Origin of the sequence: Shewanella woodyi ATCC 51908, from assembly GCF_000019525.1 — a bacterium.
Classification (GTDB): Bacteria; Pseudomonadota; Gammaproteobacteria; order Enterobacterales; family Shewanellaceae; genus Shewanella; species Shewanella woodyi.
Genome location: NC_010506.1, coordinates 2415447 through 2434002, shown reverse-complemented (window position 1 = coordinate 2434002; position 18556 = coordinate 2415447). Strand labels below are relative to the sequence as shown.

General features: G+C 41.6%; 16 protein-coding genes. 5 read left to right on the top strand and 11 right to left on the bottom strand.

Annotation, left to right across the window (positions count from 1 at the left end):
- Positions 1 to 16: 16 nt before the first annotated feature.
- The 4 genes from SWOO_RS10125 to trhO form a co-directional block, all read right to left on the bottom strand.
- The gene (locus SWOO_RS10125; RefSeq protein ID WP_012324606.1) at positions 17 to 547 is read right to left on the bottom strand and encodes a P-loop NTPase family protein; all 531 of its coding nucleotides are present in this window, start codon (positions 545 to 547) and stop codon (positions 17 to 19) included.
- Positions 548 to 614: 67 nt separating this feature from the next.
- Positions 615 to 1112, bottom strand: coding sequence for a CreA family protein (locus SWOO_RS10120; RefSeq protein WP_012324605.1), 498 nt, complete (start codon positions 1110 to 1112; stop codon positions 615 to 617).
- A 67-nt stretch (positions 1113 to 1179) separates the two neighbouring features.
- Complete coding sequence (gene yegD / locus SWOO_RS10115) at positions 1180 to 2553, bottom strand: molecular chaperone (protein ID WP_012324604.1); 1374 nt, start codon at positions 2551 to 2553, stop codon at positions 1180 to 1182.
- A 219-nt stretch (positions 2554 to 2772) separates the two neighbouring features.
- Positions 2773 to 3771: an oxygen-dependent tRNA uridine(34) hydroxylase TrhO gene (gene trhO / locus SWOO_RS10110; protein ID WP_012324603.1), complete on the bottom strand. Its 999-nt coding sequence runs from the start codon at positions 3769 to 3771 to the stop codon at positions 2773 to 2775.
- Positions 3772 to 4023: 252 nt separating this feature from the next.
- On the opposite strand from trhO, the gene SWOO_RS10105 reads away from it, so the two are divergent.
- The 4 genes from SWOO_RS10105 to SWOO_RS10090 all read left to right on the top strand — a co-directional run bounded on the left by SWOO_RS10105 (position 4024) and on the right by SWOO_RS10090 (position 7044).
- Entirely contained in the window at positions 4024 to 4680 is a 657-nt protein-coding gene (locus SWOO_RS10105) for a glutathione S-transferase (RefSeq protein ID WP_041418088.1), read from the top strand.
- A gap of 132 nt (positions 4681 to 4812) precedes the next feature.
- Positions 4813 to 5154, top strand: a complete 342-nt coding sequence (locus SWOO_RS10100; RefSeq protein ID WP_012324601.1) for an FKBP-type peptidyl-prolyl cis-trans isomerase — start codon at positions 4813 to 4815, stop codon at positions 5152 to 5154.
- Between the two features lie 214 nt (positions 5155 to 5368).
- Positions 5369 to 6304 carry an alpha/beta fold hydrolase gene (locus tag SWOO_RS10095; protein ID WP_012324600.1) on the top strand — a complete coding sequence of 312 codons (936 nt, stop codon included), beginning with the start codon at positions 5369 to 5371 and terminating at the stop codon, positions 6302 to 6304.
- Positions 6305 to 6399: 95 nt separating this feature from the next.
- Positions 6400 to 7044: a class I SAM-dependent DNA methyltransferase gene (locus SWOO_RS10090; protein ID WP_012324599.1), complete on the top strand. Its 645-nt coding sequence runs from the start codon at positions 6400 to 6402 to the stop codon at positions 7042 to 7044.
- Positions 7045 to 7133: 89 nt separating this feature from the next.
- Here SWOO_RS10090 and SWOO_RS10085 read toward each other — a convergent pair whose 3' ends face one another.
- Both SWOO_RS10085 and SWOO_RS10080 read right to left on the bottom strand, forming a co-directional pair.
- Positions 7134 to 7937 (bottom strand): PhzF family phenazine biosynthesis protein, encoded by an 804-nt coding sequence (locus SWOO_RS10085; RefSeq protein WP_012324598.1) that lies wholly within the window; start codon positions 7935 to 7937, stop codon positions 7134 to 7136.
- Between the two features lie 47 nt (positions 7938 to 7984).
- On the bottom strand, positions 7985 to 8593 hold the full coding sequence (locus SWOO_RS10080; RefSeq protein WP_012324597.1) for a LysE family translocator: 609 nt from the start codon (positions 8591 to 8593) through the stop codon (positions 7985 to 7987).
- A 121-nt stretch (positions 8594 to 8714) separates the two neighbouring features.
- Between SWOO_RS10080 and SWOO_RS10075 the strand changes: the two genes are divergently transcribed.
- The gene (locus SWOO_RS10075; protein WP_012324596.1) at positions 8715 to 10079 is read left to right on the top strand and encodes an aminotransferase-like domain-containing protein; all 1365 of its coding nucleotides are present in this window, start codon (positions 8715 to 8717) and stop codon (positions 10077 to 10079) included.
- Between the two features lie 50 nt (positions 10080 to 10129).
- On the opposite strand, the gene SWOO_RS10070 is transcribed toward SWOO_RS10075, so the two are convergent.
- The 5 genes from SWOO_RS10070 to SWOO_RS25500 all read right to left on the bottom strand — a co-directional run bounded on the left by SWOO_RS10070 (position 10130) and on the right by SWOO_RS25500 (position 18543).
- The gene (locus tag SWOO_RS10070) at positions 10130 to 10534 is read right to left on the bottom strand and encodes a hypothetical protein (protein ID WP_012324595.1); all 405 of its coding nucleotides are present in this window, start codon (positions 10532 to 10534) and stop codon (positions 10130 to 10132) included.
- A gap of 143 nt (positions 10535 to 10677) precedes the next feature.
- Positions 10678 to 11961 carry a hybrid sensor histidine kinase/response regulator gene (locus SWOO_RS10065; RefSeq protein ID WP_012324594.1) on the bottom strand — a complete coding sequence of 428 codons (1284 nt, stop codon included), beginning with the start codon at positions 11959 to 11961 and terminating at the stop codon, positions 10678 to 10680.
- On the bottom strand, positions 11954 to 12553 hold the full coding sequence (locus SWOO_RS10060) for a chemotaxis protein CheB (RefSeq protein WP_012324593.1): 600 nt from the start codon (positions 12551 to 12553) through the stop codon (positions 11954 to 11956). Before SWOO_RS10060 ends, SWOO_RS10065 begins: the two co-directional genes overlap by 8 nt.
- Positions 12546 to 13385, bottom strand: a complete 840-nt coding sequence (locus SWOO_RS10055; protein ID WP_012324592.1) for a CheR family methyltransferase — start codon at positions 13383 to 13385, stop codon at positions 12546 to 12548. The genes SWOO_RS10060 and SWOO_RS10055 overlap by 8 nt, the downstream gene beginning before the upstream one ends.
- A gap of 16 nt (positions 13386 to 13401) precedes the next feature.
- Entirely contained in the window at positions 13402 to 18543 is a 5142-nt protein-coding gene (locus tag SWOO_RS25500) for a CHASE3 domain-containing protein (RefSeq protein ID WP_012324591.1), read from the bottom strand.
- Positions 18544 to 18556: the final 13 nt, after the last annotated feature.

The window sequence follows — 18556 nt, the reverse complement described above, 5'->3', positions numbered from 1 at the left end:
GCCTTTTTATTGTCTGTCATCTGACTTTAACATTATCTAAAAAAGCGTCCACCTGTTTTTGACCGCTTAATTCGATGATATTAATGCCAGGTAGTTCATTTGACGTTAATAAGTTAGCGTATCGAGCACGCTTGGTATGAAAGGTTTTTAACACCCAAAGGATAATTGAATCAAGGCTTAAGAAGCTATGCCTGAATGTTTCAACATTTCCCGCAAACAAGGGTTTCTTAGTCGATGTTCGATAGATTGAACGAGTAACAGCACGGTACAACACAAGCTCGAAAGAGTGATTCAGCCAAATAATGGTGGTCGCACGCGGCCACAATATATCACGAGCCACAGAGTAATTACCGTCAATAACCCAAGACTCAGCAGCACTCACTTTATCCACTAATGCTCTAAACTCAGGATCTGGGCGTTCCGCCCAATCAGGTAACCAATGCAGTTGATCTAACTCTATATATGTCATCGCCAATTTGTCGGCTAATTGTTTGGCAAAGGTAGATTTACCACTACAGCTTGACCCTATGATCACAACTCGCTTCATCGGCTCACCTAACAGATAACACCTAATGGGGAGAAACTGAACACTCATAATGAGTGTTCAATCAAGGTTAATTAACTTGTTCTGCTACAGGGACAGCTGGTTTTACCCAAGCTTGAGTGCCATAGAGAGGAACCGTAGACAGTGCATGTTTATCACTGCCCTTGGTCTCTTTAGTCGAGTAAGAGAGGTAGAGTAAAGTTTGATTCTCTGCATCATATATACGGCGAACCTTTAATGATTTAAACAATATACTCAAAGACTGCTTAAAGACTATTTCGCCGTTTTTACTTTTATCTATACTGGCAATTTCAGCTGGGGTAATAGGGCCTGTTTGACGACAAGAGATACTCATATCAGAGGGATCGGCCATACTCAAATTTGCTTCAACGCGGCTAATATGACAGGTCACACCGGGTATTTTAGGATCATGCTTTGCGTCAATAAGCACATCTTTGGTGGTAAACATGCCTAAACTCACTTTAGCCACGTCGTCACCACAGGCACTAAGTCCACTACACATCACCACCACCAATGAGGCAGTTCTTAACAGCTTAAGGTTTTTCATCTTTAATCCTTAAAAAATCTAACAGTCATCGTTTAAGCTCTTGATTAACCTACACCCCAAAATATGACTAAGCAAACACCTTTTGAGCCCAGCGCGTTAAGCCCGCTGTTACGCTACCAAAATGATCCCCAACAACAATTGGAGTTTCAGGATACATGGCGGCTATTTTATCGTAAATAGCGGGACTTCGCGCCGTTCCACCAGTCACATAGATAACATCAGGCTTAACCCCTGCGATCTCTAATGCTTGCTTCATCAAGGCCTCAATTTTAGCGCTTGGTAGCTCAATCGCCTCTTTAAACAGGGCTTGGCTCACTTCAGCATGTAAATTCGGACAAACATAATCTAAGTTAGCCGTCACACTGTCGGCATCTGACAAACTGATTTTAACCTGCTCAGCACTGCGAACTATGCGGTAACCTAGTTGATCTTTTTGTACCTTCAACAAACGCTGCAGCAACTCTGGACGCTTGGCATCTTTAATCAGCTCCTCGATGGTCTTTCGGGAGTTAAGTGATGAAAAGTCACGCTGCGCACTGATATCATTGACCGCGACAGCATTCCAGAAAGGTTTACTCGGGACAGGTAATCCATTCACCATGTGGCAACCTAAGCCTAGATGTAACATAAATGCCTTCATCGATAGTGCGATATCAAGATCGTTCCCTCCAATGCGTTGACCGCTGTGACCAAGAAAGTCTTGGCTTCTGTCCTTAGCATCGACATGAGAAGGTCCCATCTTAACCACAGAGCAATCAGTAGTACCGCCGCCCACATCAACCACCAACACAAGCTTATCCTCATCAAGGCTTGCTTCGTAATCCATACCTGCGGCTAATGGCTCAAACAAAAAGTCCACATCAACAAAGCCTGCACGTTTGGCGGCGAGTCTTAGTATTGATTCAGCCTGCAGGTTACTCTCCTCTCCACCAATCCCCTGAAAGTTAACGGGACGGCCAATAACAGCATGAGTAATAGCGCCTTTAGCGTTTAAACCGCGAGTGGATTCGGCCTCTTGCTTGATATGCAGCATCATCATAGTGACGATATCTTCAAACAGCGCAACTTGATCCGCTCTCAAGCCAGTTGCCCCTAAAAAAGATTTAGGTGAACGGACATAAAAGCCCTCTTCGGGCATATCTAAATAGGCTTTTACCGCTTGCTCCCCCACAAATACAGCTTGCTCATTGGGCTCTAGATCCAGCTCCCTGCGAGCACTGCGAGCACGGGTTAATTGAGATGCACGGGCTTTAGCATATTCAGCTTTAAGGGAGTCTGGCATCTGTTGATGCACAGCTTCGGCAATCAACTCTCTGTCTAAGGCATAGAGAGTTGAGGTTAAATAGTGTGAACTTTCAGTCAGAGGCAACAGTTTCACCTCACTGTTTTGCATAACACCAACGGCGCAATTGGCACTTCCATAATCAAAACCGACAAACATTTAATTGCCCCTAGGCGACTCGCCTAAACAGATAAAAAGCCGTGAAAAATAGCACACATTGAAATGAGTAAAAAGAGGAATGAGTGACACTGCAATATTTAGCCCAAAAAAAAGCCGTCTAAGACGGCTTTCTTACAACATTGAGGTATTAATCGCCCGATACAGGATTAAAAAGTCTCATATTGCACACTCAGTATAGACTGCATTTTTGAGTCTATCTTACTTATTATATTTTTTATTATTCAACTTAACTTGTGATTTTTTAAGATTTTCTTTGTTATCACGGCGTGATTGTATAACGGCCCCCACATCACTGCCTATATGTGCTTCTCCTCGTTTTGCAGCAAGCTGCATCTGACGCTCTCGCTCTTCGAAACGTTGACGCTGTTTTTCAGAGATATTATCGATACAGTGTGGACAACTTACCCCTTGAACAAATGCCTCACTGGCTTTCTCCAACTCAGTAATTGGCATACGACAAGCGTTACATTGATCGTATTGTCCCTTCTCCAATGCGTGGTTCACAGCAACGCGATTATCAAATACAAAACACTCCCCCTCCCACAAACTCTCCTCCTGCTTAACCTCTTCGAGGTATTTGAGCACGCCACCTTCAAGATGATAGACCTCATCAAAACCTTGCTCTTTGAGATAAGCAGTAGACTTTTCGCAGCGGATCCCACCGGTACAAAACATGGCAACTTTTTTATGCTTAGCAGGATCTAAATGCTCTTTCACATAGGCAGGAAATTCGCGGAATGTATCTGTTTTAGGATCAACAGCATTTTTAAATGTTCCTATCTGTACCTCATATTCATTACGGGTATCAACCAACAACACCTCTGGATCTGAAATCAGCTGGTTCCAATCCTTAGGTTTCACATAAGTGCCAACAACTTTAAGAGGATCTATCCCCTCGACGCCCATAGTGACAATCTCTTTTTTCAATTTAACCTTGGTACGGTAAAAAGGCATCGTCTCATCAAATGACAACTTGTGCACAATACTGTCTAAGCCATCTTGTTTAGCAAGCCACTGAAGTAGGTTATCGATAGCCAGTTGTGAGCCAGCAACAGTCCCGTTGATACCTTCACTGGCCAATAATAGCGTCCCTTTAATTCCAGCACTCTCCATATGGGCTAAAAGCGGCTTTTGGATAGATTCGAAATTAGGGAGAGAAACAAACTTATAAAGCGCGCACACAACAACTTGGGACATAATAACCTCGTCAGCTAGCCGGAGCTTAATCTCCGGTGCATCTTAACTCAATAATAAAGCCGCTCCACAAAAGTGAGCAGGCCCGCAAAAACGCGAAGAATCTTACCTGAGTCACACTCGAACAAACAGAGACAAAATGTAGGGGTATTACCATTTAGCTGAGCCAATAATGCTATGTTCCCAACATCAAGATTGTTTTTTAATATTAAAAGCCACAACATAGGCTCAAACGACCCTATACACAAAGAGATTATGACCTTAGCAACCCTGTACTCTTTTAGACGCTGTCCCTACGCCATGCGAGCCCGATTAGGCATATACCTGTCCGGAAACCAAGTGATGTTAAGGGAGATTATTCTAAAAGATAAGCCTCAAGCCATGTTAGATGTATCCCCAAAAGGAACGGTTCCAGTGCTCATTACCAGCACGCAACAGGTCATTGACGAAAGTCTAGACATAATGCAGTGGGCATTAAGCCAAAACGATCCCCACAATATGCTATTACAAGGTAATCTAGAGCAACAAAAAGTCGCAATGGCGTTAATAAAAACTAATGATGAAAACTTTAAACCTTGGCTAGACAGATACAAGTACGCAGACAGATACCCAGAGTTCAGCGACACCTATTACAGAGAGAAAGGCGAGCAGTTTATCTCCCAACTAGAGAAGCTTTTGACCCAAGGTGACAACCTTCTCGGCCATAATGAATCCATTGCCGATCACGCCATCTATCCATTTGTGCGTCAATTCGCCCATGTCGACAAAGTTTGGTTTGAGCAAGCACCCTACCCAAACTTACACAGGTGGCTAGCTAACCACCTAAACAGTGACGCTTTTACCGCTATCATGAAGAAGTACCCACTGTGGTTAGATAACGAACAAGAGTATCTATTTGGGGCTGGACACTGAAGCTAGTCTTACAGGGAGTTGTGAGATCTGTACTGATTATCCCTATCCCCCTTATGGTAAAATCCGCCTTATTAACCTTATGCGTATCCGGTATAAGACCAACGCGCTATGAAAATATAATTGAGAATATTCATGATTTCAGAATTAATCATTACAGATCTGGAAATTGGTGAGGGTAAAGAGGCGGTTAAAGGTGCACTAATTACTGCCCATTATGTAGGCTGCCTTGAAGACGGCACCCAATTTGACTCCTCATATGCTAAAGGACGTCCTTTCCAGTGTGTCATTGGCACTGGCCGCGTCATCAAAGGCTGGGATCAAGGAATGATGGGGATGAAGGTAGGAGGAAAACGTAAACTGTTTGTTCCCTCCCATCTTGCTTATGGTGAACGTGAAATAGGTGCTCATATAAAACCTAATTCAGATCTACATTTTGAAATTGAGCTACTTGAAGTACTAACAAGAGATGAATAGCTAAGCGACCTCTTTAACGTAAGCGGGTTTATCCACCCGCTTTATTTATAGCAAACAACAGATAACAGCCATCCAGAAACATCTATGGCAACTCATTGACCTCTACCCACTACCTCTGTGTCGAATTTGTGTTAACCTCAACATTAGATGAAAATAATATTTATAATTCCTAAGCCATATTAAGGAAAAGCAATTCTCTTAAAAGGAGTGCTTCATGTTTTGGTTGTCTATATCCATATTAATCCTCATTCTGCTTACTCTATTTACGTTAATCTATTTAACCCCTTCCTATCTTTACTGTCTATTAACTGCGTGTACTCGAACTCTTGCAGGCTTTAAACGTAAAGAGATCTCTATTATGGGAGAACGTATTGTCTATCTGGACAACCAACCGAATAAGCAAGATAACAATAAACCCACACTGGTTATGCTTCATGGTTTTACCGCCAATAAAGATAACTGGCCCATGATGTCGCTTTTCTTGAGAGATAAGTATCGAATCATTGCTTTAGATCTGCTTGGTCATGGCGAGAGTGATGCGCCACTTGAAGCTGACTACAGCATAGAGGCACAAGTGCAACGAATACATCAATTTATTACCGCAATTGAACTCCCTGCTTTTCACCTACTTGGTAACTCAATGGGGGCCCAAATTGCAGCCACCTATGCGGCGCTATTTCCTGACGAACTCATCTCTGTGACCTTATTAGATAGTGCAGGTATCGATACTCCAATCAAAAGTGACATGATAAAAGCCCTTAATGCAGGTCATCCTCATCCACTCATCGATTGCTCCGATCCCATCGAATATTTTGACTATGTATTTGGACAATCAAACCATCTTCCTCTGCCGCTAAAACGAGAACATTTAGCGAGGCAAGCTGATAAACATCAACTGCACCACAAGATATTTAATGATTTTCATAACAGTGATCTATTGCCCTACTTAGATAAAATCAAAATACCTGTATTGATTATATGGGGGGAGAAAGACCGAATATTAGATAAGAGCAGCATAAAAATAATGTGTCCATTACTTAATCAACATAAGGTCTGTATCTTTAATGGCGTAGGCCACCTTCCTATGATTGAAGTGCCTAAAAAGAGTGCGCTTGAATTTAAACAGTTTATTTCGGAGTTTAAACTTTGATAATGGCTCTTTTTTAAATATGCTAAATATCCATAGGGCTGGTAATAAAAATCGATAAAAAGTAATCTAACTAAAAAATAACATCCGGAGTTAATTTGGATAAGTATAAATTAAGTGTAAATACGTTTAACAAATTCGCGCAAAAATACCAAGACAAGTATATGGATCTATCGCTTTATGACGATACTTTCGAGCTTTTTTGCCAGCTAATCAATCAAAAGGTCTGCCCTGAAATCTTTGAGATAGCCTGTGGACCGGGAAATATTAGCCGCTTTCTCATTGAGAGATGTGATGAGATGAAACTACACGGTATAGATCTTGCGCCTAACATGGTCACACTTGCCAAGGAGAACAACCCCAACGGCTATTTTGAAGTGATGGACTGTAGAGATATTTCTCAAATAGATCACCTTTATGATGCCATTATGTGTGGCTTTTGCCTTCCCTATATTTCAAGAGAGGATGCAGAGACTTTAATAAAAAACTCAGCAAAACTATTAAAGAAAGAGGGGGTTATTTACCTTAGTACCATGGAGGGTGAGTATACTAAGTCCAAGCTTGACACCTCAAGCAATGGCGATCAGATGTACACCCATTACCATAGCGCAGAGCATCTGTGTGAGCATTTAGAGAGTAATGGCTTTACCGTTTTAGACATCAAACGAAAAACAATATCAGAGCAAAGTGATACCAGTATTAATGATCTGTTTATTATCGCCAAATGGGGGCTCTCATCTTAGTACTTCAGCTCAAGCATAAGAGCTCGCCTCACTTAGCTGAAATAATCAGCTTTGGCTGAACTGACCTAAACTCAATTAAAACCCCTTAGCTATAGATGAATAACGCCCTCTAAGTACTGTACTGCTTTCCCAGAAATATAGACACGCTCTCCATCAACACGACATAGCAACTCTCCTCCTCTAGCAGAGGCCTGATAAGCTTTTAGCTCATTTTTGTCTAAACGCGCTGACCAGTAGGGCGCCAGCCCTGTATGAATTGAGCCCGTTACAGGGTCTTCACCCCCTCCATTGGCAGGCCAGAAATAACGAGAGATAAAATCGTACTCACCCTCAACATTATTGCCTTTTGCGGTCACTACAACATCAAAGGGTGCCAGTCGTTTAAGTATTTCATCATCTTTCTCAACAGAGATAACATCACAACTATCCCGATAAACCACGACATAGGCTTGCTCATTACGCAATACATCAACGGGCTTTATCGATAGTCCCTCTATTAAGGCTGTGGGAACACTTTTAAGCTTTTGAGGCATACGATTAGGAAATGACATCTGAATATAGCTGTCATAAGATTTCGTGATCACAACTTCCCCCACTGCTTTTGCAGTAAACCTTATCTCCTCAAGCCCTTTATGTTCCTTAAAAATCACAAAAGAGGCCGCTAATGTCGCATGTCCACAGAAGTCTATCTCTGTAATAGGAGAAAACCATCTAATTTGATAATCCTGAGTATTTAAACGTTTCACAAAAGCCGTTTCAGACAAGTTATTCTCAATCGCTATTGATTGCATTAACTCATCAGGCAACCAAGTATCAGTAATAATCACTGCAGCAGAATTACCTTTAAACCTAACATCAGTAAATGCATCAATAATATCTATTTTTATCTTCATCATAGCTCCCAAAAAATATGTTTCTTTACTACAGGTACAATACGTCGTTACTTGACGATTAAGGGGATGGTTAACAATAACAAAAATCCCATTGACCAATTAAAGTGGCTTCGCCGTCTAGCAGAGTTCAATTGACGCCTAATCGTAGACCCCAGCAACACCCAAGTAAACGAGGCCGGAAAGCCAACAAGATTAAACACAATCATCCCCAAAAGGCCGCTCAGCCAATATGCCTCTCCAGTGACGGTAAATGCACTACATAATGTAATCGTTGCCATCCAAGATTTTGGATTAATAAGCTGAAACAGCGCCGCCTCCTTAAGCGTCATTGGCTTGCTCTCTTGGGCAGCTGGATCATCACTAACCGCAGCAGTTGAGATCCGGTAAGCCAAATAAAGTAGATACCCAATCGAAAGCATTTTTAGTACATGGTGAAACATGGGCCAAATATCAAACAAACTTCCGAGCCCTAAAAGGACTGAAATATGTAAACAAGTTTGCCCAGCTCTTATTCCCAAGATATGAGGCAAACTACGCTTTATTCCGTAATTAGCCCCTGATTGAGCCAATAAAATATTATTAGGGCCAGGTGTCATACTCATGGTGGCACAGAAAAACGCGGCAGATAGCATCAAGGTCCAAAGTGTCTCCTGCATTATTCACTCCCATTTTAATATATTTCATCACGATCAAAATTGTACACATACAATAATTGACACAACTTATGTTAAGGTGCATATTATCGATAATAAAATTAGGATCAACAGGTTTATTGTTATGGGTACAATTTGGAGTTTAGATCTCAATGAGTTCAGCGGACCTAAGTATGTAAGGATTGTAACGGCTATTGAACAAGCCATACATTCAGGCGAACTTACACCAAACAGTAAGTTACCACCACAGAGACAATTAGCAGATACAATTGGTGTAACAATAGGTACAATTACTAGAGCTTATGCTCTGGCAGAGCAGAGAGGCTATGTAGAAGCGAGAAGAGGTGATGGCACTTACGTCAAAGCAAAAGTCCAGAATACGGAAAGTAGCAAAGTTAACTTTGCGACCTGTCAGCCTCCCTTGACCAACCAAACGGCAACACTTAGCGATATATTGACCGAAATAGCCAAAGATCCTATCACCTTAAATCAAATTATGGGTTATCAGGCCGATCCTCTGACTCACCAGCAACAAGCTTTTCATCATTGGCTAACCACCCGCGGTATTGAGCAAGATTCAAAACAGCTCATCTTCTGCCATGGTGCACAGCAAGGGTTATTTTCAGTACTAAACGCTCTATTGGGCAAGAGCGATGTTTTGATGCATGAAGAAAATTGCTACCCAGGGATCAGAGTCGCAGCAAATCAACTCGGTCTCGATGCCCATTCGATCCCCCTAACCGATTCAGGCCTAGATCTGATGGCACTGCAAACTTTAGTTGAGCAATATAATCCTAAACTGCTCTACCTAACGCTGAATAACCAAAACCCGACCTGTATTCAGTACAGCATGAGTCAACGTCAAACCCTGTTAAAAATGGCGATTGAACATGACTTCTATATTCTTGAAGACGATGTAAATTATTGTCTTCCTGAGGAGTGGCATCTCCCATTGTGGCAACAAGCGCGAGAACATTCAGTCCAAGCACAATCAAGAGTTATCTATTTATCAAGCCTATCAAAAACATTCTCTGGTGGACTACGTCAAGGCTTTATTCTATTGCCTGAAGCACTTATTGCCCCCGTAAAACTTGCTCTACACAGCCAATGCTGGATGGTATCACCACTGAATATGGAGATTGCAGCTCGCTTAATCAATACACAGGCATTAGTGGGTGAAAGAGACCTGTTAATTCGCGAGCGACAAGCACTGGCTATCTCTATGTGTGATCGTTTAAACCTACAACATCGCTGGCGCGGACTAAATGGCTGGTTAAAGCTCAACTCACCTTTAAAAGCTCACCACGTTGTGACCGCCCTTGCCGCAAAAGGTATACTAGTGCGTAATGGCGATGACTTTGACAACCATGATAATCATATCCGGATCAGTATCGGTGCAGCCCAAAACCTAACTCAATTTATAGAGAGTTTGCAGGAAATTGAAACAACAATACAAACCCTCAGCCAAAGTGCTTATTCGGTCGTTTAAGTCACAACTACTTTGTGGCAACTCCAGTATATGAAGTAAAAAATATACTTTTATTTAGTGAGTTTATTTGATAGCCAAAAACCAAGCCAGCTCATGGGAATATATGCTAAAACGAGATCAAGCGTAATAAACCAAGCTGGTGCAGGCAAAATGACAGAACTTGCTATGCCACCCAATAGAAAAAAGCCCCCAATAAATAAACTAGGGCGATATAACCCAGTAGCGGCAATTTTACCAGCCACAAACGCACCGACCAATGTTCCCAAAGCATGAGCCAGAAATGGAAATAGATAGTGTCTAGGTTCAAATAGATGCATAGATGAAGCAAGGCTTTCCATGTCAGTAACATCAACGCCCTTAGGGGGGTGAACTAGCTCTCCGCCAAGCGTGACTATCCCCATATTGACAAGGCTACCAAGAAATATCCCCACAAGTACTGCTAAGATAGTTTTCATTTCTCACACCTCTTACAAAAACATGCTCAATTATTGAACCACAAATGGTCAACAATTAAAATAAAGAGGTATTAATCAAAAGCTGAGTCAGTGAGCAACTAGGGGGCTAAAAATAGAAAGACTGGAATATCGAATAAATAGCGTTAATAGCTATGCTCTATGGGAAAAGTAATAATCACTTCAGTTCCTTTGCCTAAGGTACTATTACAGATGACTTCGCCTTTAAGTACATGGGTTGCTAAATTAAACACAATATAAAGCCCTAAACCACTCGCGCCAGATCCGCGACGCGTAGTAAAGAAGGGCTCAAAAACCATGGCTAAGGTATCCGCTTCGATACCACAACCATCATCACGAAAAGTAAGACGAACCCTTTCATCAACCTTCTCCACCTTAATCATTACATGACCCTTGATATCCTCTTCAAAGGCGTGAGTAATCGAGTTTAACAACAACTCTTTTAATACTTGTTTTAATGTTTCAGGATAAGTTTCCACCACAATCCCCTTATCTCCCTCAATGGTGATCTGGTGGTGAGTGAGATCCAAAGCAGGTAAGATCTCAATAATAATTTCATCAATATGCGCTATCACATTTAGGTTTGATAGCTCCTCAGTCGACACATCGACCGCCACTAACTTAAACTTCTTGATCAAATTGGTGGCTCTACTGAGGTTAGAGAGCAGCATCTCGGAGCCCTGAATCGATGACTCACAAAAACTAGTTAGATCCTCCGCACTTAAAGATTCATCTTGTAAATGTTCACTGATCCGGCAGGTTTCCTCCTCCAAGAATGAGGCAGCAGTCACGCAAATGCCTATTGGAGTATTAAGCTCATGAGCAACACCTGATACTAAACGCCCTAAAGAGGCCATCTTTTCTACTTTTACTAACTTATCTTGTGTCGTTAATAGATGTTCTATTGAGTGTTGTAACTCCTGAGTCCTTGCTTTAACTATCTCCTCCAAATTTTCCTTATGTACTTTCAGCTCCTCTTCTGCTTTTTTCTTTGTTTTAAAAGCCTTATCTAATCTTAAACGCTCCTTGTAAAGCTCTAAAAACACACCAGCTTTACTCTTTAATATCTCATCGTTGATGGGCTTGACTAAGTAGTCAACGGCGCCATTCATATACCCTTTAAACTCAAAAGTTTCATCACGGGCAAATGCAGTAATAAATATGACAGGAATATGAGAGGTTTTGGGGTGATCTAAAATAAGAGAAGCAGTCTCAAAACCATCCATTCCCGGCATCTGAACATCCATTAAGATCAAGAAAAAATCATGTTTGTGCGCAACAGCTAAAGCTTTAAGTCCCGAACCGGCCTTAACAATATCGAGATTCAGAGGGGCTAAAATCCTCTCATAGACACGCAAATTATTTGGCTCATCATCAACAACAAGAATCTTAGGAAGACGCTCACTCATCTAACTTCTCCCTTACTACCGTTGAATTTTGCTTAAAACGAGCTTGAGTCAAAAAAGCAGCCAACTCCTCTAAAGGAACCACTTTATCCACATCGACTAAGTCTATTGCAGCTCTTGGCATCACATCGACCTCTGCAGTATTAGGTGCTTGAACAATGGCAAATCCACCATAATCCTTAACGAATTTTAAACCTTGACTTCCATCAGAATTAGCTCCAGTAAGTATAAGCCCAACCAGACGATTTTTGTAGCAAGTGGCAGCGGATTGAAACAGAACATCTATTGAAGGGATAGAGAAATTAACCGGTGGATCTATGCTTAAACTTAACGTTTTATCCCTTTCAACTAATAGATGATAGCCAGCTGGTGCTATATACACATGAGCGGGCAATATCGCCTCTCTCAGCTCCGCTTCCTTGACGCAAACAGAGGATAACTCATTGAGATGTTCAGTTAGGAAGTTATCCGAATCCCTATGGCGATGTTGCACTATAAGTATAGCCAGTGGATACCCCTTAGGAAGCTTAGGTAAAATCTCGGTTAGAGCTCGTAACCCACCAGCTGAAACTCCCACAACTAGAGCCTCAAACATGCATTAATCGCCTATATATGCGCTCTTTTTTATTAAATGTTTCGAAATAGGATTTTACTTCACTAAAATCCAATGTCTCCTTATCACCCAGTAATAAAAAACCTCTAGCAATAAGACTATCTTTAAAAAGTGTCAATACTCTATCTTGCAGTTTAGCGTTGAAATAGATAAGAACATTTCGGCATACGATTAGGTGCATCTCAGCAAAAGGTTGATCTTTCATTAAGTTATGATTGGCAAAAGTAATATGTTCTTTTAACGATTCTGCCATCTTTACCGAACCAAACTTCGCCAAGTAATAATCAGCAAAAGAGGCTTTCCCACCAGCAGCAATGTAACTTTCAGTATAGAGTTTCATTTTTTCGACTGGGTAGATCCCCTTTTTAGCGATATCTAAAGAGTGATTATTATAATCGGTGGCATAAATCCTTGTTCGGTCCAGTAACCCCTCCTCCTTAAGCATAATAGCCATGGAATAAACCTCCTCTCCAGTCGCACAGCCAGCATGCCAAATATTGACCCGAGAATAAGTTTTAAGCTGAGTAAATACCTCCTGTCTCAATTTATGAAACACCTTGGGATCACGAAACATCTCAGTAACAGTGACTGACATATCTCGAAGAAACAGTTCAAAAAACTCAGTATCATGCATCACTCTGGGCACCATTTCAGAGATAGAGTTTAGATTAGACTGCTGGACACGATGTAATACTCTTCGCTCTAAGGATGCTTTGGAGTAATCTCTAAAGTCATAACCATAGCGAAAATAGATAGCTTCAAGCAGTAGATCAATTTCAAACTCCTGCATATCTTCTAGCTTCATTCCCAACATGCTCTACTCCTCTACATTAATGCTTAAACAGCCAAATTCGCATAATAGATAGCAGTTTTTCAAAATCAATTGGTTTAGTTAAGTATTCGGAAGCTCCTGACTGTAATGACTTTTCCCTATCTTCAGGCATCGTCTTTGCTGTTAATGCAATAATGGGAACTTGTTTATAATGCTCCATCTCCCTAATACGTTTTGTTGCTTGATAACCATCCATCTCAGGCATCATGGTATCCATCAGCACTAACTCAAAACTTTTATCTTCTGTCAGTTGCTCAACGGCTTCTTTGCCGTTATGGGCCATCTCTACTTCAAAACCATACTCAATCAACTTTTTAGATAGCGCGTAGGTATTTCTCATATCATCATCGACTATCAAAACCTTACGTTCTTGGAACATCGCGTCTTCATCGTGGAGCATATGAATTGTTTTCTGACTGTCAGTTGCGAATCTAGACTCAATGTCGTGTAGAAAGAGTGAGATATCATCTAGCAGCCGTTCACCTGATCCCACACCTTTTAGCACTATGGTCGATGAAAACTTGTTCAGCTCAAGCTGCTCTTGATCCGTAATCTCTTTACCTGTGTAGATAATAACTGGTGGGATCCGCTCTAACTTACTGCTCTCAATCTGTTTTAACACCTCAAAACCACTAATATCTGGTAAACCCAAATCCAAAATAATGCAGTCATATTGCCCGGACAAAATCTCCTCAACCCCCTCAGTACCTTTATCGACGCACTTAATATCGATATCACTCCCCTCCAAAAGCCTAACTATGGAGGTCTGATTTCCAGCGTCATCTTCAATCACCAGCAATCGGCGTAGTTCCGAGGATGAGAATGACTTAATCTCATCAAATACACTTAATAGGGTTTCTTGACTAACAGGCTTTGTTTGCAAGCCAATGGCTCCCTGAACTAATGCAGCATTCTTATCTTCATTATGAGCCGAGATTATCTCTACAGGTATGTGACGAGTCTTGAGGCTAAACTTCAGTTGCTCTAATACCTGATGGCCATCTATATCAGGAAGCATTATGTCGAGAATAATCCCGTTTGGCTGATACTCCTGTGCTAGAAAAATCCCCATTCGTCCATCACCAGCAACCAAAGACTGATAGCCACACTCCCTGGCATGATCACGCAATATTTTGGCAAACACAGGATCATCATCAATGATCAATATAATCGGCTCGCCCTCCTGCAGGCTCTCTCTGTCATCGGGAATAAATTCCGAGTAAGGTTGCAGTACAAGCTCTGTGGGTTCCTCTGTCTTGGAGGATTTTTCTTCCACATCACTTGCTCCCACTACCTCTTGCTTGAATTTAACATCAGAAACAATTGACCCCGCCTCAAGCTTCTCCTCCACGGCATCAGAATCATAAACGTTGGGAAGATAGAGAGTAAACGTGCTTCCCTCATCAAGCACACTCTGTAGCTGGATCTCTCCTCCCAGCAGACGAGTCAACTCTCTCGCTATCGTCAGGCCTAATCCAGTGCCACCATACTTTCTGCTTGTTGAGCCATCCTGCTGCTGAAAAGCCTCGAAAATAGCTTGGATCTTATTTTCTGGAATACCAATACCTGTATCAACAACCGAAAACGAGAGCGCAGTTTCTGCATCTAGACTGCTGTGGGAGAAAAGAGTATTGGGTGCAACATAGCCAATTTTAAGTGTTACAGAGCCTGTTTCTGTAAACTTCAATGCATTAGAGAGTAAGTTTCGTAATATCTGCTCAACTCTATGACCATCACTGCGTACAGTGCTAGGTAATTTATCGTCAACCTCGATATTGAGTACAAGCTCTCTATCCTTAGCTATAGGGTCAAATACTTGCCTTAAATTACGACACAGCACAGCAATACTGACCTCTTCAATATGGATCGACAACTTACCGGCTTCAACTTTAGAAAGATCCATGATGTCATTGATCAAGCAGAGAAGGTTATTGCCCCCATCAAAGATAATCTTGGCATCCTCCACCTCTGTTTCATCCAAGTGTTGACTCTTGTTATCTGCTAATCCCTTAGCTAATAGAAGCAAGCTATTTAGAGGGGTTCTTAATTCATGACTCATATTGGCCAAAAACTCAGATTTATACTTACTGGCCAACGCTAACTCCTCAGCCTTAATCGTAAGATCTGTTTTGGCCGCTTCAATCTCACTCTTCTGACGTTTAAGGAATACCTGTTTCTCTTCTAACTCCTCATTTGACACTTTTAGCTCTTCACTCTGCTGTTTTAGCTCCTCTTCAGAGGTTTTCAACAACTGAGTTTGCTCCAGCAAGCTTTCATTTGAGCTTTTAAGCTCCTCTTGCTGCGCCTGTAACTCCTCTGACTGTCTTTGGGTTTCCAGTAATAGAGTCTGCGTCCTCTCTTGGCTTCTGAGGTTATTGATCACTATGCCTAAATTACTTGATATCAGCTCGATGACTTCAACCTGTTCATCAGTAAAGCCTTCAAAAGAGGCCAGCTCAATCACCCCTATCAACGCCTCTTCAAACAACACTGGAACCACTAACACATTCAAAGGCGAGCTTTGCCCCAGCCCTGAATTTATCTGGATATAATCCGCTGGAACCTGAGATAAGAGTATGGCTTTTCTCTCTTTAGCGCATTGACCTACCAAGCCTTCCCCTATAGAGATAGAGGGAAGTACTGCTTTTCTTTTCTTAAACGCGTAACTTCCAGACAGGCTTAAACCATCATCCTCTTGATCATAGGTATAGATAACCCCGTGACCCGCTTTCATCATCTGTGAGAGTGCAGAAATAATTTCATCAGCCATCGCCATTAGATCTGAAGCGCCTTGAGTCAATTCATTAATCCTAGAGACTTGACTCTTTAACTCGTTTTGCTTCATTAAATCTTCATTGGTTCTTTGCAGATCTGCCTCATACTGCTTCTCTTTAGTGATATCCCGAACAAAACCAGTAAAGATTGTGCCCTCCTCCTGCTCAACCTCACCGATAGTCAAAAAGATTGGGAATGTCGTGCCATCTTTTTTTAAACCAGTAACCTCTCGCCCTTTGCCCATGATCTTCTTAATACCAGTCGTTAAATAATTCTTTAAATATTCATCATGCTCATCGGTGAAAGGGCTAGGCATTAAGATATTGACCTTCTTGCCAATCAACTCCTCACTTTTATATTGAAACAGTAGCTCTGCAGCGTTATTGCAGGCAATAATGACCCCATCGGTCGTTATAGAGAGAATGGCGTCAAGACAGGTGTCAACCATGCCACGATTGAGCGCTTCCCTTCTAATAATGTCCTGCTCAAACTTCTTCTGCTGCGTGATATCACGAATAAAACCGGTATACAGCGTCTCCTCCCCCTGTTTAACCTCCCCAACTGAGAGATAGATAGGATAAGTAGTACCGTCACTCCTAAGGGCCATCACCTCACGACCTTTACCTATAATCTTCTTGTTTCCGGTTGCTTTATACTGACTAAGATATGTGCTGTGCTCCGAATGATAGGGCTCAGGCATTAGGAATTTAATATTTTGTCCGATAAGTGACTCGGCAGAATACTTAAACATCTCCTCTGTGGCGGAGTTAACAGAGAGTATGGTGCCATCATCTTTTATTGAGATAATTCCATCAACAGCGGTATCCACAATCCCTCGATTAAGGTTTAAGCTCAATGATAACGAAGCATTACGCTCCTTGATCTGATTTTTCATCTCATGCAGAGCGATACCTAATCGATCTTTATCACTTTTAAACACCACCTCTTTGCTAAAATCCTCCTTGGCAATGGCATCGGCTTGGTCTGCGACATTATTTAAGTTTTTAAGCATCTCCTTTAACGCTATCCCTAAGGTGTCTTTATCTGATGCCAGCTTAACAACTTGATCTAATTCACCAACAGCGATCCCCTGAGCTAAGCTAGTTTTAGCTTTTAGGGTCAGCATCATCTGCTGCATCTCAGCAAATATTCCTTGAGGCTTGCCCTCATGCTCCAGTTCAATACTCAAATCACCATTTGAGACATTTCGGGCAATCTCAGCAATATAAGCTGGTTCACCACCTAATTGATTAACTATGTATCTAGTTAACCTAAATGCGACCCCAATACCGACAATTATGGCTAAAAGAGTACCAAAGAGGGTCACATTCACTACCAGAGATTCAGTACTTTCAAGAGATGCTTGACGCTTATCCAGTAGAACTAGCTCTCTATCTTTAAATGTCTTTATCTGATCACGAAACTTATCGAAATAGATTTTCCCCTTAGCCTCTCCAACCAAATCTGCCATGTCATCCATGGTTTTAGCATCACCTATCTCTTCGCGCAGACTGATTTGAGGCTCAACCACCTCACTTATCCAAGTGTCTATGAGCTCTCGACTTACGGACAATAATGCAAGTTGATTGGAATGATCCGCTTCTAGCTGAGATAACTCATCCACTAATCGATGAAACGCTTCATTACCTTGTTTATAGGGTTCAAGAAAACGCTCCTGACCAGCCAGCAGAAAGCCACGCATCCCCGTTTCCATATCAACAGCGGCTGCAAGAATATTTTGTGCCATTGTGATCGCCTCATAAGAGCGAACCTCTAGCTTTTCAAGCCGTTTAAGCTCTTTAGCATTGTTACTAAGTTCAAGAGTTCGATGTCGCTGCACAACTAACGCTTGTTCATGTTTTATAAATTCAGCAATTTTCTTCCTAAATTCATCAAAAAGAGCCTTACCTTCAGCTCGTTTTATCACCTCTGCCATGTCATTCATCGACTTGGCATTACCTATTTCAGCCCTTAAAGCAATAACCGGGGTCGTCACCTCTGTATGCCATTCATCTATTGTCTTTTTTATTTCACCTAACAGTGCCACCTGCTCAGGGTTATCATCCACATCGGATGAAAGCTCGGAGATTAATTTATTGAAAACCTTTCTACCCTCTTCATATGGGGCTAAAAAATCATCTTGCCCAGCCAAAAGATAACCTCTCATTCCCGTTTCCATATTGATGGCTGAGGCTTCTATTTTGGAGGCTTTGTCTAAAACGGCATGAGTATGCTCCACCCAGATCAAATCATCCTCTAGTGATTTGACACTAAAAAAGACCACTAAGGCGATCACAAGCATGAATGATAAGATGGTTGCATAACTCAATAACAGTTGAGTTCTGAATTTAAACTCAGTCAACATTTTTCACTCCTAG

Excerpts from the sequence above, each read along its gene's own strand:
- SWOO_RS10100 (WP_012324601.1), top strand. The coding sequence starts at position 4,813 with ATGATTTCAGAATTAATCATTACAGATCTGGAAATTGGTGAGGGTAAA.
- SWOO_RS10055 (WP_012324592.1), bottom strand. The coding sequence starts at position 13,385 with ATGTTGGGAATGAAGCTAGAAGATATGCAGGAGTTTGAAATTGATCTA.
- SWOO_RS10075 (WP_012324596.1), top strand. The coding sequence starts at position 8,715 with ATGGGTACAATTTGGAGTTTAGATCTCAATGAGTTCAGCGGACCTAAG.
- SWOO_RS10080 (WP_012324597.1), bottom strand. The coding sequence starts at position 8,593 with ATGCAGGAGACACTTTGGACCTTGATGCTATCTGCCGCGTTTTTCTGT.
- SWOO_RS10070 (WP_012324595.1), bottom strand. The coding sequence starts at position 10,534 with ATGAAAACTATCTTAGCAGTACTTGTGGGGATATTTCTTGGTAGCCTT.
- SWOO_RS10085 (WP_012324598.1), bottom strand. The coding sequence starts at position 7,937 with ATGAAGATAAAAATAGATATTATTGATGCATTTACTGATGTTAGGTTT.
- SWOO_RS10125 (WP_012324606.1), bottom strand. The coding sequence starts at position 547 with ATGAAGCGAGTTGTGATCATAGGGTCAAGCTGTAGTGGTAAATCTACC.
- trhO (WP_012324603.1), bottom strand. The coding sequence starts at position 3,771 with ATGTCCCAAGTTGTTGTGTGCGCGCTTTATAAGTTTGTTTCTCTCCCT.
- SWOO_RS10095 (WP_012324600.1), top strand. The coding sequence starts at position 5,369 with ATGTTTTGGTTGTCTATATCCATATTAATCCTCATTCTGCTTACTCTA.
- yegD (WP_012324604.1), bottom strand. The coding sequence starts at position 2,553 with ATGTTTGTCGGTTTTGATTATGGAAGTGCCAATTGCGCCGTTGGTGTT.
- SWOO_RS10065 (WP_012324594.1), bottom strand. The coding sequence starts at position 11,961 with ATGAGTGAGCGTCTTCCTAAGATTCTTGTTGTTGATGATGAGCCAAAT.
- SWOO_RS10105 (WP_041418088.1), top strand. The coding sequence starts at position 4,024 with ATGACCTTAGCAACCCTGTACTCTTTTAGACGCTGTCCCTACGCCATG.
- SWOO_RS10120 (WP_012324605.1), bottom strand. The coding sequence starts at position 1,112 with ATGAAAAACCTTAAGCTGTTAAGAACTGCCTCATTGGTGGTGGTGATG.
- SWOO_RS25500 (WP_012324591.1), bottom strand. The coding sequence starts at position 18,543 with ATGTTGACTGAGTTTAAATTCAGAACTCAACTGTTATTGAGTTATGCA.
- SWOO_RS10060 (WP_012324593.1), bottom strand. The coding sequence starts at position 12,553 with ATGTTTGAGGCTCTAGTTGTGGGAGTTTCAGCTGGTGGGTTACGAGCT.